Origin of the sequence: Paenibacillus aquistagni (genome assembly GCF_900177815.1) — a bacterium.
Taxonomy (GTDB): Bacteria; Bacillota; Bacilli; order Paenibacillales; family Paenibacillaceae; genus Paenibacillus_B; species Paenibacillus_B aquistagni.
The window spans coordinates 1,405,002-1,421,659 of record NZ_FXAZ01000001.1 but is presented as its reverse complement, the minus strand read 5'-3'; the positions used below and the strand labels follow the sequence as shown (position 1 = coordinate 1,421,659).

The following is a 16,658-nucleotide window of genomic DNA, read 5'->3' as shown; positions in this document are numbered from 1 at the left end:
AACGTATAATTTTTAAAATATGGAGGATTGAATGTATAGTAGGATTGTTCATGACATTCGAAACTGCCATGGCCTAATAAAAATGCTGCATAGTGCACAGCTTTGCCATTCGTGGTAGACTAAAATACTAGAGTCTTTTATCGTAAACAATACAACCAGAAGGGTTGGAAACTTGGCATGTCTACAGGTAAAATCCTCGTTCTGGCTGAGAAGCCGGACATGGGACGCAACATTGCGCAGGTTATTGAACCTCGTGCGAAGCGTCATCGTACCCATATGGAAGGCGAGCGTTATATCATTACATGGGCCATCGGCCATTTGCTAGGATTAGCTGAACCGGATCTTTACGATCCGAAATATAAACGTTGGAACTTTCATGATCTTCCGATTCTGCCGGAATCCTTCAAGATTATCGCATCCAAACGAACAAAGGATCAATTAAAAATGATTGGCGAGCTTGCCAAGCAATGCGATTCGATCATAAATGCATGCGATGCAGGGAGGGAAGGTCAATATATTTTTGCCCTTATTGAACAGTACTGGAAGTGGAAGAAGCCGGTGAAGCGACTTTGGATCTCTGACCTTACCCCTGAGACCATTCGCAAGGGCTTTGACCAATTAGAGGATGCCTCCAAGTATGCGAATCTAACGTCTGCTGCAAGAGCGCGGAGCGAGGCGGATTGGCTGATCGGCATGAATGCTTCTCGCGCCTTTACGACTAAGCATCGCACGCTGCTGTCGGTTGGCCGCGTGCAGACGCCCGTTCTTGCCCTTATTCATGATCGTGAGCAGGAGATCGAGAAGTTCGAGCCGGATCGCTACTTTGAGCTGTCTGCAATCTTTGAACAAGCGGATACGTCTTACAAAGGTGTTCGCGTTGGTGATCGCATTCGAAGCGAAGAAGAGATGGAGAAGATCAGAGCTTCAATAGAAGGCAAGCCTGGTGTTATTGATGATTTTCAGATTAAGGAAGGCAAAGAGTATCCCTATCGTTTGTATGATTTGACGCTCTTGCAGCGAGAGGCCAACAGCAAATTCGGTTTTTCAGCCAAAAAGACATTGGATCTCGCCCAGTCGCTTTATGAGAAGCATAAGGTTATTACCTATCCGCGTACGAATTCCAACTATGTGACGGAGCAGAATATACCGTCGATGCATGAATCATTGCGGATGCTGCAGACGACGGACGCATACCGTGACTTAGCTGACAAAGCCGAGCCGAGCCGCGTTCATAAGGGGAATAAAGGGGTCTGCCAGCCGGTTAAGGTAGAGGATCACCATGCCATTCTCCCTACCAAGAAGCGTCCAGGCTCTTTGTCTCCTGAGGAGGCGAAGATCTATGATCTTATCGTCAGAAGGATGCTCGCGCACTTTTATCCACCGGCAGAATATACGCTTTATACCGTAATGACAAAAGTCGGAGAAGAGAGCTTCAAGACCTCGATCAAGCAATGGACGCTTCGGGGGTGGAAGGAGCTCTACGATCAGGATGAGAAGAAAAAGAAAAAGAGTGCGAAGCGAAGTGATGTAGGCAAGGATGAGAAGGCCGGGGAAGAGCCGGAGGAATGGAATGGGACAGAGCCCTTCCACATTGATGCAAGCCTGCCTGTTCAGGTGAAGGAGCTGAGCGTTAATGCCAAAGCAACGCAGCCACCTAAGCCTTATACGGAAGGCACTCTGTTGAAGGCGATGGAGGGCGCAGGCAAAGAGCTTGAAAATGAAGAGCTCCGCGATGCAATGAAGGATGCCGGACTCGGAACACCGGCAACGCGCGCAGCAACGATTGAGCGCCTGAAGCAGGTCGGCTATGTCGCCATGAGTGGCAAGCGCATAGAGCTTACGTTGAAAGGGAAAACGGCTGTTGAGCTGATCCGCCATGCAGGCGTTCAGCTGCTGACTTCGCCTGAGATGACTGGGCAATGGGAGCGACGCCTATCACAGATTGCGAGCGGTGAAGCCTCCAGGGATGCTTTTATGGAGGCTGTGCGCAAGTTTACGCTGCATGTCATCGATTGCGTTCGTAAGCAGCAGTCTGTATCAGGTGACCTGCTGAAGCAGATCGAAGAATCCGGCAGTAAGAGCAAGGGCGGCAGGAAAACGGGGAGCAAGTCGAGTGGTGCGACCAAGAAAGCCGCAGCCAAAAAGGGTGCTTCCGAAGAAAACGCAGGTTCAACAAGCAGTGCGGATAGCAGCGGAGAACGGATTGGCTTTGGCGATTGTCCTCGCCCTGGATGCGGGGGAACGATCATCGAAGGGCGCAAAGGCTACGGCTGCACGCATTATAAGCAAGGCTGCAAATTTGTCATTTGGAAGGAGCAGCACACACTGCAAAAAACAATTTCGACCACGATGCTTCAGAGCTTATTGAGTAAAGGCCACACTCAGATGCTGACCTTTACAGTGAAAGGAAGCAAGTTCAAGGGGCGCTTGGTGCTTCAGGATAAAGCGACAGGAGATCTGAATGTGGAGCGAGAGTCATAGCTTGTGCAAACCGCATAATAGCTTTTGGGTTGAGTAGATTCAGCATACACCGCTATGAAGCTGCTAGATCCTATACAATTAGCCCCCCACTCGATGCCATTAGGCAAGGAGTGGGGGGCTTTGGTTTGATCCGCTGCAGAGGTGTCAATTAGTCAAGTAATCTTGATGCAAAGCTGGTAGTAGAGGTGATATATGCATGGTAGATGCATCGTATTTGCATGCTGCTTATGCAAGCTACACGTGGGCTCGCGCATCTGTTACCCAGTTGTGAATCTTGCTCGGGACCTCCGTAAGCTTCTCAACAGTATAGAATGCGCCTTGCGGCTTCACATCCAGATCGACAATGTTAAAGGACCATTCTGTACGCTGCTTTAAATAAATGGCGTGAATGCCATTGGTCAGCGCAGGAAGCACGTCCGTTCGAAGAGAGTTGCCAATCATCCAAGTGTTGGTGCGATCCAGCTTGAGCTGCTGCAGGATGCCTTCTAATGCGTCGATGGACTTGTGCTGGCGAATGAAGATCCGATCGCCAAAATACTGTTCCAGCTTCATCTGATCGATCTTCCGCTGCTGGATGACGGCTTCGCCGCCAGTATAAAGAAAGAGCTCATGACCGGCATCTCGAAGCTGGTTCAATGTTTCCATCATGCCTGGGTAAGGCTCAACTTCCATCTCATATACACTCATGCCGAGCTTCCAGAGCTGATCTTCTTCAACTTTAGTAAGCGTTCTGCCAGTTAGATCGGAGAAGTACTTGAACGTATGAACTAAGGATTTCGGGAAATGCGTGCTCACAAATCCATTCTTCTCAACACCGGCAATATCATATTCATTTTGGACTTTCTTAATGTCCTTTGCAGACACTCGAAAGGCTTTAAACCACGTTGTCATCAGATCATTGAATTGATCCAATACGGCGTCAAAGTACTTGTTGCAGTAGATGAGCGTGTCATCCATATCAAATAATAGCGTTTGCTTATTCATCGCAGTTGCTCGATGATTCATTGTTGTGCCACCTCCAAGCGCACTTGACTCTCGTTTGGAAATGACCTTTTCCAATACTTTTGGGCGATGACGCTTCATGCATCATGCCCGTCAAGGGCGTACATAGTTCTCTAGAAATACGGACAAATCAGACAGGCCTTCCTGACGGAGCGCAATCTTCTCCACCTCGCCATTCCAATAGGTTTGAATGTAACCAGCTGCTCTTAGAATAGCCAGATGATGCTTGGCCGCATTCTTGCCGAGCTTCAGATGAGCAGTAAGCTGCGAGAAGGTTATTGGCTCTTCAGCGATTGCGCGCAGGATCTGCAGCCTCACTTCATTGGATATTGCGGACAGCATCCGTGTCAATGACAGGGGAGGGCCATCCTCATCTGATTCAGGGTCGTGAGCGGCGTACAAGATCAGCGTCGTATTCTTGAAAGCACAGGTCATATTAATCGGGCGATAGTGCCAAAACGGGGCAAGCACGACTTCATGACTTGGATCAGGATGATTGAAGACGACTCCGTTCGTTGCGACCTCGATAAGTTCTATTGGATTCATTTTGTACATGAGCTTAAGCTTCTCATTCGCATCTTCGAGAATTGGCTGCTCCCAATATATGGAGGAAGGCTGCAAATACCTCTCATTCCACAAGGTCAGCGCAGGAACGAAGATGTCCTTGATCATCTGTACGTGCTTCTGCCGGTAGGGTTGTCCATAGGAACGAAGCAAGCACTTCCAATCCGCTTCCTTCATCTCCTCCAGCTGAGCAAGGAATTGCGGAATATCATGCGGGTGCTTTCGCTCTAAAGCAGCAGCGTACAACAGATCGAAAATATGCATCGACGTCTTTTTCAGCGTTTCCGCTGTCTTAATGAAGGCTTCGGGCATGGATTGCTCCACTTGTTCTACCCAGCCAGTGCCTAGATCAACGTTGCGTATCCACTTTCGATGGACAAACAGCATATAGCTGCTAATGAGCTCATATACCGGTGAACAGTCGATACGAACCTGAAGGGCCATTGCAGGACCTCCTTATCACCTCTTTGGTCGGTATTACATATTCATTATGAATTGTGTTGCAGGCAATTGTCTACTATAATGTTCAAAGTGCATGAAGCGCACGGAAGCTTCATGTTTTTTTGCTGCGAACAAAAGTGGGAGGGGAAAGATCATGCTATCATCATTCCGACGTCCGACAACATCCCCTGCTTGGCAATTTGTTATTTTGATTACAGTAGTGATGTTTACCGGACTCAGTCAAGGGCTCTTGCTGCCGCTCTTGACCATTTTTCTGGAGAGAATGGGAGTTCCTTCAGATCTGAATGGATTAAATGCAACTGCGCTTTATTTTGGAACCTTTGTCATGATGTTTTTTGTGGAGCGCATTCTGCGCAAGCTGGGCTACAAGCGCATGCTGCTTGGAGGAATGCTTGTCGTTACCTTTGCCCTGATGCTTTTTCCGTTGTTTCCGAGCATTGGCTTTTGGTTTGTGCTTCGTATAGTGGTGGGGGTTGGAGATAGCGCGCTTCATTACGCTACGCAGCTGTGGGCTGTGACGATTAGTCCGGCTGACCGCCGAGGGCGCAATATCTCGTTATATGGCATGGCTTACGGCGTTGGCTTCAGCATTGGACCGCTTGGCATCCATCTGCTTGGCATCAGCGATGCAGCGCCATTTGTGTTTATCGTGGCCCTGTTTATCCTTGTGATGCTGATCGTATGGATCAAGCTTCCGAATCAAGACATGAACGCGATGCACGGGGAAGCTCGACCTGAGAAGCGATATGCAAGATCGTATCAATGGGCATGGTTCGCGCTGCTTCCATCCTTTCTGTATGGATACATGGAGTCATCCATGAACAGCAACTTCCCAGTCTATGCGTTACGGCTTGGGCTTGATCAGACATGGATTGCATTCTTGCTGCCGTTCTTTGGCCTTGGGGCGCTAATTCTTCAGCTGCCGCTCGGTATCCTCAGTGACCGCGTCAATCGAAAAGCAGTGCTGATGAGCTGTGGTATCGCGGGCGGTCTGCTATTCTGTCTTGTGCCGTTAGTAGGGGATAACCCTTGGGGCATTCTGATCTTGTTTATGCTTATAGGCGGATTGGTCGGATCGTTCTTCTCCTTAGGGCTTGCTTATGCAGCAGATATTCTGCCAAAAGCATATCTGCCATCCGCCAATGTTATCGCATCCGTTCACTTCAGCCTCGGCTCCATCATTGGACCGAATCTGGGCGGCTTCGGCATTCGCTATTTGTCCATTGGCAGCATGTTCTACTTCTTAGGGATCGGTTATGTTCTATTCTCCATCATCGGCTTTCGTTTCCGTGGAAAAGCTGTAGTGAGTGAAGATCAACAGACTACGCAAGCTTCCTAGTCTTTATACCGTCAATAATCGATATTTACTGCCTTACAACAAGGCTGCCGCTTGCTGAAGCATGGTTAATCAGACCGTGCTTGGGGAATAAGGCAGCCTTTTTTATATCACACGAGATACCGGCACAGAGCCTTTCACCAACCTTCCATGGACACCGCCCCATCTTTTTCTTACAATAATACCTATAGACTATAGCAGAACGTCCTGAGAGGAGCGCAATCATCTAATGTTGAAGATAGATCGTCTTGTTAAGCAGTATCCGCCAGAGACTAAGGTGCTGAAGGGCATCAGCATGGAGGTTCATCACGGAGAATTCATCGGCGTGGTCGGCGCAAGCGGTTCTGGAAAGACCACTCTCTTGAAGTGCCTTGCGCTGCAGGAGTCCTGGACAAGCGGCTCCTATTATGTGGATGGCAATGATGTCATCAAGCAAAATGCGCTGTTAAAGCATAAGGTGAAACGAGAATTCGCCTACTTGGAGCAAAATCCTGTACTGTCGCCGAATCGCAAAGCCTTCAAAAATGTGCTGATCGGCCGCTCTAGCCAGACTCCGCTGTGGAGAATGGCGACGGGCATGGTTCGCAATGATGATTACATGGGTGCCATGGATACGCTCGAATTGCTTGGACTGCTGGACAAAGCAAAGGTGCAGACAGGGCAGCTCAGCGGCGGCGAGAAGCAGCGTGTAGCGATTGCGCGCGCGCTTGTGCATGGCGCTAAGGTCATTCTTGCAGACGAGCCTGTGCTTGGTCTGGACCCACATGCCGCTGAGGATGTTATGCGCAACTTCCAATCAGTCTGTCAGAAAGAGCGCTGCACGGTCATTGCCGTATTCCATCAAGTCGAGCTGGCGGAGCGCTTCTGTACTCGCATTATTGGCCTTGCGGATGGCGATATTAAGCTTGATATTCATGGCAGAAAGCTATTGCAAAGTGAGAAGCGCATGCTTCAGCTGTAAGCGCGGGCGAATGTCACGAATGCTAGGGTGAAGTCATAAGCTAATTCTATAACGCAATCTCGAAAATGAGGTGATGGAATTGGCATTGCACCCTGCACCGGTTCACGTTTATTCGAAGGTTATTCGCAAGCCTAAGCTTGAAGTGTTTGTACCACAGGTGGAGCAAGCAGGCGCTAGAGAGGCCACTGAACGAATGAATCGCACGCTTCATCATCATGCCGTAGAGCTGATTAAGAAGACGGGGTATGGTGAGGGCGATCAGACTGAGGTAACGGGCACCTATGAAGTGAAGCTGAATGAGCGAGGGCTGCTTAGCATTCTGCTGATTGTATACGGGTATACGCTTGGGGCAGCACATGGTATGACGTATCAAGAGGGACTTACTTTTGATACGAATACAGGCAACTTGATTACACTGAAGGATCTGTTTAAGCCTGGTGCGTCTTACGTGGATGAATTGAGCGAACAGGTAGCCAAACAGATTAAGGAAAGGGATCTGCCTGTACTTGAGCCATTTACGAAGATTAAGCCCGATCAGCCTTTTTATTTGACAGACAAGGCTTTGGTGCTGTTTTTTGATTTGTATGAGCTGCTTCCATATGTGTACGGCTTTCCATACTTTCCGATTTCGATCTACGATCTGGAGAGCATCAAGAAAGAGAATGGTCCGATTGATACCTTATGGTATTAAGGAAGATGTGAAGGTGCCTGAATCCTTAAGCCTCATCCATCAGGCATCTTCTTCCGGGCCTTGTTTGTAATGGGTTTGTCACCTATTGGTGATCTTTTTTTTTTATGATAAGAGAGGTTCTACAACAACAAAAAGCGTGAACAAGAAATGAGGGATGTGATTGAGACGCTCGTGGTTCAGACGAAGCGCAATCTGCTTGCTTCTTGCCTGCACGTTCATCATCAATGGTTGTGAGTGGGTTCAAGACCCGAAGCTGTTAATGAGTGTACCTAAGCTCCCTGAAGAGCAGGCGAACCTGATGAGTATCATTAATGCTCAACTGCCAGAGGGCGGAGAGAAGGTTCGACCGAATAACTCGACAGACGGCAGTGCAGTGAGAATGGCAGATCTTGACGGTGATGGGAAGGCAGAAGCCATCGTCTTTTATGAGATACCTGATAGTGATGTAAGGCTACATGGCATGATTCTAAAAAGCGACGGCAAGGAATGGAAAAAGGTCGCAGACTTTGAGGGCGGCGGTGTTCGGCTGGATTATGTCGAAACAGTGGATCTAACGAGAGATAACCGGTTGGATCTTCTTGTCGGCTATGGCAGCCAGGATCGAGATTCCTTGAATAAGGGGATGGTCGTCTATTCCTTTGTCAACAATCGTATTGAGAAGATCTTCGAGCAGCCTTATTCACAGGCTGTCATTGATGATCTTGATGGCGATTCGAAGAAAGAGCTTTATATTGTAAGCCATCATAAGGGAAAGCCGCCTTTACTGAGTCAATATCAGTATATGGACCAGAAGCTGACGAAAACAGCTGAAATCCAGATGGATGTTGAGGTGAACGCCGTATATAATATGGTGTCAGGGCTGATAAGCAAGGACAAGCGCGGACTCGTGCTCGATTTGTCCGTAGGTGCGAATTATTATGCTTCCATAGGCTTGTTGTGTCTTGATGGACAATTCATTGAGGCTGTGCCAATGGAGAATACGATTCGTAGCAAGTCATACAGCAGTACGGACATTAATAATGATGGTATTATAGAGTTTGTTAAAAATGAAACACCGCAGGGATGGGATATATTCAGAGAATATGAGGTCCCTTACTTCTTAAATTACTTCCAATGGGATGGCAAGAACGAGCTTAAGCTTGTGCAGAAGCAATACCGCGATTATTCGGATCGATTCCACTTCACGATTCCTACTTCTTGGTATGGCCGCGTATCAGTGGATACGAAGTCGGATCGGGACGAATATATCCGATTTATTGATTATCAGACGAATGAGACTCTAGCGGAGATCAAATTCTTCAGTATAGAGAATTGGGAACGTTACAAGAACAAATGGACCTACCTCGCTGCTTATGGCGAAGAGGTGATTGGAATATTGAGCAAGGAGCCACTGAAGCTTAATGACGGTTCCTTGAAGCTGCCAGAGCTGGAACAGGATTCGGAGACGGCAGAGTAGAAGTCGACCAAGTCATAAGGGAGGACGAGCATAGATGACGAAAATATTGATCTTAGAGGATGAGGAATCCATTCGCAGCTTTATCGTAATCAATCTAAAGCGCAATGGCTTCGAAGTCGTGGAAGCATCAAACGGCAATGAAGCACTGGACAAGCTGCTTAGCGACCAGACGATTGATATTGCGCTGCTTGATGTCATGGTGCCAGGCATAGACGGATTTGAAGTATGCCGCAGAGTAAGGGAGATCAATGAGCGCTTAGGCATCATTTTCTTAACGGCTAAGGTTCAGGAGCAAGACAAGGTATATGCGCTCTCTGTGGGGGCGGATGATCATGTGAGCAAGCCGTTTAGCCCGACAGAGCTGGTAGCCAGAATCCAGTCCTTGCTGCGCCGAGTCCATTCTTACCACCAGGCTTCTCAGAAGGTTGTATACCATTCAGGGCCGTTTACGCTTGATCTGATTGCGAAGCGATTCATGAAGGATGACGAGGCGATTGATCTTACGCCAACGGAGTTCTCCTTGATCCAATATTTCATGGAGAAAGAGGAGGTCACCTTAAGCCGAGATGTCCTGCTTGATCATGTGTGGGGTAAAGAATACATGGGTGATCCGAAGATTGTGGATGTGAATGTACGACGATTAAGACAAAAGATCGAGGATGAACCCTCATCCCCGAAATACATTGAAACAGTTTGGGGACATGGATATAAATGGAAGGGAACCGTTTCCTAATTTTAAAACCAGGTATACGACGCTCCGTCGTCATGCACTACTTCATCGTTGTGTTTTTGACGATGCTCATTCTTGAAGTTATCTTTATGCTTGCGATCCGCACCTACTATTATGACTCGGTCTACAACCATTTAAGATCGCATGCTTCTGCAACCGCGTCTTATTATCAGCGTTATGTTAGTGTCCTGTACAACGACAATGATCGCTCCTTGCTGCCAGAGCTGCTTAATATCTTTCAGCTCGATAATGCTGAGGTGCAGATTCTCGATAAGAAAGGCGATGTGCTCATCTCTCATACAGGCTTTCAGGTAAAGGATCCGATCCGAACTTCTGATGTCATCATAGCGGTAAATGAGATGAAGATGTCAAGGTGGGTGGGCAAGATGCCGGAGACGGGCGAGATGGTGATGGCCGTCTCGTCGCCGCTGCTTGCCAAAGGGGACGTAAGATATGTGCTCCGCTTGGTCACCTCGCTTGACAATGTGAATCAGAAGCTGACGAGCACGGTCCTGCTTTCTTTTGTCATCTCGGGCTCGGTGCTTGTATTGGTACTTATTATTAGTATTGGGCTGGCCAACTCGATCGTAAAGCCGATTAATGATATTACGGTGGCATCTGCGCAGATGGCGAAAGGCAGGTTTGACGTCAGGGTCACGGAGGAGTATCGCTATGAGTTGGGAGAGCTTGCGAAGACGCTTAACTTCATGGCGCAGGAGATTGTGCGAAGCAATCAAATGAAAGATGACTTTATCTCCTCCATCTCGCATGAGCTGAGAACGCCATTGACTGGGATAAAAGGATGGAGCGAGACACTCTTGTCAGGCAATATGGACGATCCTGAGGAGACAAAATTAGGATTGAACATCATTACAAAAGAAACGGATCGATTGATTGGACTCGTTGAGGAACTGCTTGATTTCTCTAGATTGAAGCAGAACCGGATTCAGCTTCATAAGGAATCTGTTGATCTTGAGAGTTTACTTGAGGAGACGATCTTCCAAGTGAAATCGAAGGCGGATCAGAAGCAAATTGAGCTTCAATTAGATATTGCTGAAGATGCGCATGGCCAGCTGACGACAACAGGCGACGAGAATCGCCTGAAGCAGGTGTTCTTGAACCTGATCGATAATGCGATTAAGTTCTCGCCGCTGCATTCCACCATACGAGTAGAGCTCAGCACTGGTGATTGCAGTTGTATCGTCAAGGTCATTGATCAGGGAATTGGGATTAACGAGGATGACTTGACGAAGGTCATGGACAAGTTCTATCAAGTCAATCCAGACCGCGGCGGTACAGGCTTAGGGCTTGCGATTAGCGATGAGATCGTGAAGGCTCACGAAGGAGAGCTCTCCTTGCATAGTGAATCGCAGCAGGGAACTACTGCGATGGTCCAATTGCCGATTCGCAAAGCTGATCTCGAAGAAGCCTAGTCTGCAGGGAAGCTTGATCTCGGTGATCTATGAGCTAAGGATATTGAATAATGTGTAATAATCTGTGTGCCAAGAATGTTATAAAAGAAATGCAAGCTGACGTTGGTTCGCAACCGACGTCAGCTTTTTTTGCCCTAATTGAATGTATAAGTTGCGTCGTAGAACGCAAACCAGTATTCAATTAGGAAAGCATTCCAATCTGCCTCTAAGGGCTGTCGTATCTCTTTGAATGGCCGCGATAGACATCTCTCATATAAGCAGCACAGTCGCGCTTATGTTAGCATGGCTAGATCTCATTTCGCACAGTCCCAGCTTGCGGCTCTTGGCTAGAAGACTGGGCTAGCTTGGTTCTTGAGCTTGCGAGCAAGCTGAGCAGCACGAGTACGATGTTAAATACCATGGCTAGCGTAATCGCCGCTTCCATTGATATGGCAGCCGTCTGACTGATTGCAATAATCGCGCCGCCAATACCAATAGCAACGCCAGGCGTGAAGGAATCAGCAAACTGCAAGCTGCCGGATACTTGGCCGGCTTCGCCTTCCTTCGCTAAGGAAAAAGCAACGGTTCCGCTTGTGGTATGGGCTAGGCCGATGCCGATGCCGGCAATGATCTCTCCAATGACCGCGAGCACAACGTTAAGCGTAGGCACGAAGACCATAATGCCTATACCAAGCAGCATCAGCATAATGCCTGCGATAATGCGCTTATTGCGGCCGCGCCCTTGATCTGCCGCATCCCATCTTGCCTGTAAAATGGCGACAATGCACCAGCTAAGCGCAGCGCTGGCGACAACAAGGCCCGCGTGGTCAGCAGCCAATCCTTTCGTATCGGTCAGTGCTAGCACCAAGAAATTCTGTGTGCACACATAAGCGGCGAAGAAAAGGCCACGGGAAGCGATAAGGGAGGATAAGCCAGGGCGGAATACCATGGTGCCTTTGGGCAGGAGCTTGCGGAGCGGTTGGGCCATTAACAGCAATCCGATCAGGAGGAGAACTGCGCCAAGCATCTTCGGCAGCATCCCAAGGCCGCTTAAGAATATTCCTGTCCCAACAGCAAGCACTACAGACATCCCGATGACGCCTGCTTCCTTTTTCTCCACAACATCAGGCATTTTCAATTTGCGGAATACAGGCAGACTTAGCAGGACGGCAAGGAGCAAGAAGGGAAGAACACCCCAGAAGACAAATCGCCATGACCACTGAGAAGCGATGAGGCCTGCCACGTAAGGGCCAAGCATAGAAGGGAGCACATAAGCCGTGCCTAGCGCACCCAGAATCTTTGCTCGAAGCGCATCAGGATAACTGAGCGAGATGGCGGTATAGATACAGGTATACATAGCTCCAGCCCCAAAGCCTTGCAGGGCGCGAGAAGCAATGAGCACGTACATATTGCTTGCAATCGCAGCGATAATCAAACCGACAGCGAATAGGATAATGGCAATGGTGAAGAGCAATGCGGGTCCTTTTCGATCGATTTGCCGACCGATAACTAACGTGCCAACAATTTGCGCGAGCAAATAAGCGCTGAAAATCCAGCCAAACAAATGAATGCCTTGTAAATCACCAGCAATGGCAGGAGCAACCGTCGTCACGGCCAATCCTTCGAAGCCAATCGTCATGGCAGCAAGGATGATGCCAATGGACAGCGCGAGATAGCGTGGTGCAAAAATGCTTTGAGAGGCCAATCGTTTCACCTTCCATCATGGGTTTAATGTAAAACGAAGTATCCGGATACTTTATAAATAAAGATCTTTAGAAACAAAATATACCAGTCATTTTGACTTTGTCAAGATTTATCTTTATAATCTCAGTACAGATACTTTTGAGAAATGAAGGGGAAGCGACATGAAAAAGGAGCGTTCACAAGCGAAGCTTGGGGCGGAGCGAACGAGAAGAAGCATTGTGAAGCTGTTGAAGCATCATGGCGCGATGGATGCTTTGCACTTGGCCAATGAGCTTCATGTCACCGCTATGGCGGTTCGGCAGCATCTGTATCGTTTACAGGAGGAAGGGTTGGTATCGTTCTCAGAAGAGCCTAGATCAATGGGACGTCCAGCAAAAATGTGGGCGCTTACATCAGAGGCGAATCGACTGTTCCCTGATGGCTATGCAGATCTTACGATCAGTTTGATCGAGTCCATGAAGGAAGCATTTGGCGAGGATGGGCTTGATCGAATGCTCGACATCCGCAATCGCAATCAAATTATGGAATATCAAAGCAAAGTGTCAAAGGACCTGACTTTGAAGGAAAGATTGAATGCTTTTGCGGCTTCTCGAACCGCTGAGGGCTACATGGCGGAAATTATCGAGAATGAAGATGGATCCTATTCCTTTGTCGAGAAGCACTGTCCGATCTGTGAAGCGGCGCGAGCATGCTCTGGCTTATGCAAGAAGGAAGTCGAGATGTTTAAGCAGGTATTGGGTGCTGACTTGGAGATCACGAGAAGTGAACATATCCTTGAAGGGGATATCCGGTGTGTCTATGTGATTACTCCCCCAATAGGCCGTGATTGATAATCGAATGGAGACAAGAAGGCGAGCGTTAGAGCTATGGGCAGATTCCATAGCTCTATTTTTGTGTAGGCTCTGATTTAAGAAGACAAGTGTAAGTCGTTAGAGAATGAGAGTTCAAGGCCCATTCATGTATTCACATTCCAGAACATTCATATATATGAAATAAGTGTGCTGTGTTTAAGCAGGATCGTTGCATGGATATACATAAATATACATTTTGTGAAAAACGAATAGAGAGAAGCTTATAGATGTGCTGTTAATCTGCAGCAATCTCGATAGCTAAAAGAAACATAAATTACCAAAATAGCAAATGAACAATCATGCATATCCGAAATGATCCTGAACTGGAACAAACGGGTTAGATAGGTTAAATGCACATCGAGCGGAATGGTTCTTATGCTAGGTGGAGATCGCTTGCTATTATGGAAAGCACTGCAATTCCCAGCTTGTTATACATGCGAGGCATCCTGCGGGTCTGTCATTGTTGAGGCGGGATGACTGCAGCCGGATTAGGGAATCTTAAACATTATCGTTATGATTGAACGATGGTAAAAATAATGTTGACTCCTCTACCCTTCATATTATGTCAAAAATATTTTTTAGAAAAAGTATTGTATAAGTATGCATAAGTATGTATAATGAGGTCATTCCACCAGACATGCTGAACACTAATATTATCTGGTACAGACAAATAGATAGAAGTGGGGTTACTTCAATGAAAAAAAGTAAAGTATTCAAAATGGCAACAGTATCTATGCTCCTTATGGCTTTATTAGTCGGTTGTGGCGCTAAAGAAGATCGTTATGATGCAGCACAAAGCGCGAAGAAGCTGGTGCTTGCGACCAATGCAGAATATGCACCATTTGAATTCCACAAAGACATTGACGGAAAAGACAAGATCGTGGGCTACGACATTATGATCGCCGAAGAGATTGCTAAGGATCTTGGTGTTGAGCTCGAGATTAAAGATATGAGCTTCTCTGCGGTTGTAGAGAGTGTTGCGACAGGCAAAGCGGACTTTGCCATGGCGGCAATGGACCCTACACCTGAGCGTGAGAAAGCGATGCTATTCTCCAAAACCTACTACACGGCTGTAGCTGGTGTATTGGTAAAGAAGGATGATGCGGATAAGTTCAAGTCGGCAGACGATCTTAAAGGACTGACCATCGGGGTACAAACCGGTTCAACCTTCGTTGACGTCGCCACTCAGATTCCAGCGTTCAATGATAAAGAGCAGCTGATGCAGCTAGACAAGGTTGGAGATCTCGTGCAGGCATTGGAGAGCAATCGTGCTGGAGCTGTTCTTGTAGAGCTTCCAGTCGCACAAGCCTATGCAAGCAACAATTCGAATGTAGTCATTGCTCCAATTCAGCTTGAGCCTGCTAGTGAAGGCTATGTTGCAGGGGTAGCCAAGAATAGTCCGAAGCTTCAAGCCGCAATTGACAAGACAATTGAGCGCTTGAAGAATGAAGGCAAGCTCGATGAGTTCATTAATGAAGCAAACCGCCTGGTAGAAAGCGATTAATACTTCGAGCTTCGAGGATTAGATATACAGCTATGGATTAGAAACGCTTTTCCATCCGGTGAGGATTTGGAGGCGTTTCTCCTTGTGTTTACGACTATCAGGCAAGAGATGGAAAGGGAGTTAATATTCGTGAATGTATTTGAAACGATTATAGAATATAAATCCGGATATTTATCTGGTGTGGGCACTACGGTGTCTTTATCGCTATTAGGGGTCTTAGTTGGCGTTATCCTTGGTATTGTTCTTGTACTTATGCGTATATCATCCATTAAGCCGCTGCGCTGGATCAGTGTCACTTATATTGAAGTGTTTCGCGGCACGCCGCTGCTTGTACAGCTCTTTATCGTATACTTCGGCTTATCGGAATATGGCATTTCGACGAGCATGTTTGGAGCAGGCCTCATCGCGGTGTCGATGAACAGCGCCGCTTATCTAGCTGAGATCTTCCGTGCGGGCATTCAAGGCGTCGATAGAGGGCAAGCCGAGGCCGCTCGCTCGCTTGGCATGGGGAGAGCGATGACATTCCGCCATATCGTGATGCCGCAAGCATTCCGCAGCGTATTGCCTGCAATCGGCAATGAGTTTGTGACCATTATTAAAGAAACGTCAATCGTCAGTGTCATCGGACTTGCCGATCTGATGTTCGAGACGAACATTATACGCTCGAAGACGTATACAGCGCTCGCTCCTTTGCTTGGAGCAGCATTCTTCTACTTTATTATGACTTTCACCTTGTCAAAAGGCATCGTCGCTCTTGAAAGGAAGTTGAACAAAGATGATCGAAACTAGAGAGCTCCATAAATCATTTGGGAAAAATGAGATTCTAAAAGGTATTGATCTTCGTATCGACAAAGGGGAGGTCGTCGTTATTATTGGACCCTCTGGTTCTGGGAAGAGTACCTTGCTTCGCTGCTTGAACCTGCTGGAGGTGCCGACTGCGGGCGACGTCGTGTTTGAAGGCGAAGTTATTAATCGTAAAAAGCATAATATGAACAAGACTCGTGAGAAGATGGGAATGGTGTTTCAATCGTTTAACCTGTTCCCTCATATGACGGTGCTTGAGAATATTACGATCTCGCCCATCAAGGTGAAGAAGATGAACAAAGAGGAGGCCAATGCGATCGCTATGGACTTGCTTCAGAAGGTAGGGCTGGCAGACAAAGCGGCCTCTTACCCTTCACAGCTCTCTGGTGGTCAGAAGCAGCGTATTGCGATTGCAAGGGCGCTAGCGATGCAGCCGCATGTGATGCTGTTTGACGAGCCAACGTCCGCACTTGATCCGGAGATGGTGGGAGAAGTGCTCGGGGTCATGAAGGGACTGGCGGAGTCCGGGATGACCATGGCGATTGTGACGCATGAGATGGGCTTTGCTCGTGAGGTGGGGGATCGCATCATCTTTATGGATGGGGGCGTCATCGTTGAACAGGGATCGCCAGAGCAGATCTTTGGCAGCCCTCAGCACGAGCGCACTAAGGATTTTTTGGGTAAAGTTCTATAACATGAC

The 16,658-nt window shown here is 47.7% G+C and carries 14 protein-coding genes; 11 read left to right on the top strand and 3 right to left on the bottom strand.

Features of this window, described 5'->3' with window-relative positions; translation table 11 throughout:
• Nucleotides 1-177: 177 nt before the first annotated feature.
• A complete protein-coding gene (locus tag B9Y93_RS06645; RefSeq protein WP_085493513.1) occupies nucleotides 178-2,481 on the top strand; it encodes a type IA DNA topoisomerase in 2,304 nt (767 codons plus the stop codon).
• A 234-nt stretch (nucleotides 2,482-2,715) separates the two neighbouring features.
• On the opposite strand, the gene B9Y93_RS06640 is transcribed toward B9Y93_RS06645, so the two are convergent.
• Together B9Y93_RS06640 and B9Y93_RS06635 are read right to left on the bottom strand one after the other, a co-directional pair.
• Nucleotides 2,716-3,486 carry an HAD family hydrolase gene (locus B9Y93_RS06640; RefSeq protein WP_170936540.1) on the bottom strand — a complete coding sequence of 257 codons (771 nt, stop codon included), beginning with the start codon at nucleotides 3,484-3,486 and terminating at the stop codon, nucleotides 2,716-2,718.
• A gap of 90 nt (nucleotides 3,487-3,576) precedes the next feature.
• Nucleotides 3,577-4,491 (bottom strand): winged helix-turn-helix domain-containing protein, encoded by a 915-nt coding sequence (locus B9Y93_RS06635; RefSeq protein ID WP_085493512.1) that lies wholly within the window; start codon nucleotides 4,489-4,491, stop codon nucleotides 3,577-3,579.
• A gap of 151 nt (nucleotides 4,492-4,642) precedes the next feature.
• Here B9Y93_RS06635 and B9Y93_RS06630 point away from each other — a divergent pair, with 151 nt between their 5' ends.
• From B9Y93_RS06630 to B9Y93_RS06605, 6 genes are all read left to right on the top strand, one after another.
• Nucleotides 4,643-5,848, top strand: coding sequence for an MFS transporter (locus tag B9Y93_RS06630; RefSeq protein ID WP_085493511.1), 1,206 nt, complete (start codon nucleotides 4,643-4,645; stop codon nucleotides 5,846-5,848).
• A gap of 226 nt (nucleotides 5,849-6,074) precedes the next feature.
• Nucleotides 6,075-6,806, top strand: coding sequence for a phosphonate ABC transporter ATP-binding protein (locus tag B9Y93_RS06625; RefSeq protein ID WP_085493510.1), 732 nt, complete (start codon nucleotides 6,075-6,077; stop codon nucleotides 6,804-6,806).
• 73 nt (nucleotides 6,807-6,879) lie between these two features.
• Entirely contained in the window at nucleotides 6,880-7,497 is a 618-nt protein-coding gene (locus tag B9Y93_RS06620; protein WP_085493509.1) for a DUF3298 and DUF4163 domain-containing protein, read from the top strand.
• 160 nt (nucleotides 7,498-7,657) lie between these two features.
• Nucleotides 7,658-8,953, top strand: coding sequence for an FG-GAP repeat domain-containing protein (locus B9Y93_RS06615; RefSeq protein WP_244903304.1), 1,296 nt, complete (start codon nucleotides 7,658-7,660; stop codon nucleotides 8,951-8,953).
• 34 nt (nucleotides 8,954-8,987) lie between these two features.
• Nucleotides 8,988-9,686, top strand: coding sequence for a response regulator transcription factor (locus tag B9Y93_RS06610; protein ID WP_085493508.1), 699 nt, complete (start codon nucleotides 8,988-8,990; stop codon nucleotides 9,684-9,686).
• Between the two features lie 32 nt (nucleotides 9,687-9,718).
• Nucleotides 9,719-11,116 (top strand): sensor histidine kinase, encoded by a 1,398-nt coding sequence (locus B9Y93_RS06605; protein WP_244903303.1) that lies wholly within the window; start codon nucleotides 9,719-9,721, stop codon nucleotides 11,114-11,116.
• Between the two features lie 286 nt (nucleotides 11,117-11,402).
• Here B9Y93_RS06605 and B9Y93_RS06600 read toward each other — a convergent pair whose 3' ends face one another.
• On the bottom strand, nucleotides 11,403-12,800 hold the full coding sequence (locus B9Y93_RS06600) for an MFS transporter (protein ID WP_139829142.1): 1,398 nt from the start codon (nucleotides 12,798-12,800) through the stop codon (nucleotides 11,403-11,405).
• Between the two features lie 160 nt (nucleotides 12,801-12,960).
• On the opposite strand from B9Y93_RS06600, the gene B9Y93_RS06595 reads away from it, so the two are divergent.
• The 4 genes from B9Y93_RS06595 (at nucleotide 12,961) to B9Y93_RS06580 (ending at nucleotide 16,652) form a co-directional block, all read left to right on the top strand.
• Nucleotides 12,961-13,629 carry a helix-turn-helix transcriptional regulator gene (locus B9Y93_RS06595; protein ID WP_085493506.1) on the top strand — a complete coding sequence of 223 codons (669 nt, stop codon included), beginning with the start codon at nucleotides 12,961-12,963 and terminating at the stop codon, nucleotides 13,627-13,629.
• 715 nt (nucleotides 13,630-14,344) lie between these two features.
• Nucleotides 14,345-15,154, top strand: coding sequence for a transporter substrate-binding domain-containing protein (locus tag B9Y93_RS06590; RefSeq protein ID WP_240968277.1), 810 nt, complete (start codon nucleotides 14,345-14,347; stop codon nucleotides 15,152-15,154).
• Between the two features lie 129 nt (nucleotides 15,155-15,283).
• Nucleotides 15,284-15,943 (top strand): amino acid ABC transporter permease, encoded by a 660-nt coding sequence (locus tag B9Y93_RS06585; RefSeq protein WP_244903302.1) that lies wholly within the window; start codon nucleotides 15,284-15,286, stop codon nucleotides 15,941-15,943.
• The gene (locus tag B9Y93_RS06580; protein ID WP_085493505.1) at nucleotides 15,930-16,652 is read left to right on the top strand and encodes an amino acid ABC transporter ATP-binding protein; all 723 of its coding nucleotides are present in this window, start codon (nucleotides 15,930-15,932) and stop codon (nucleotides 16,650-16,652) included. The genes B9Y93_RS06585 and B9Y93_RS06580 overlap by 14 nt, the downstream gene beginning before the upstream one ends.
• Nucleotides 16,653-16,658: the final 6 nt, after the last annotated feature.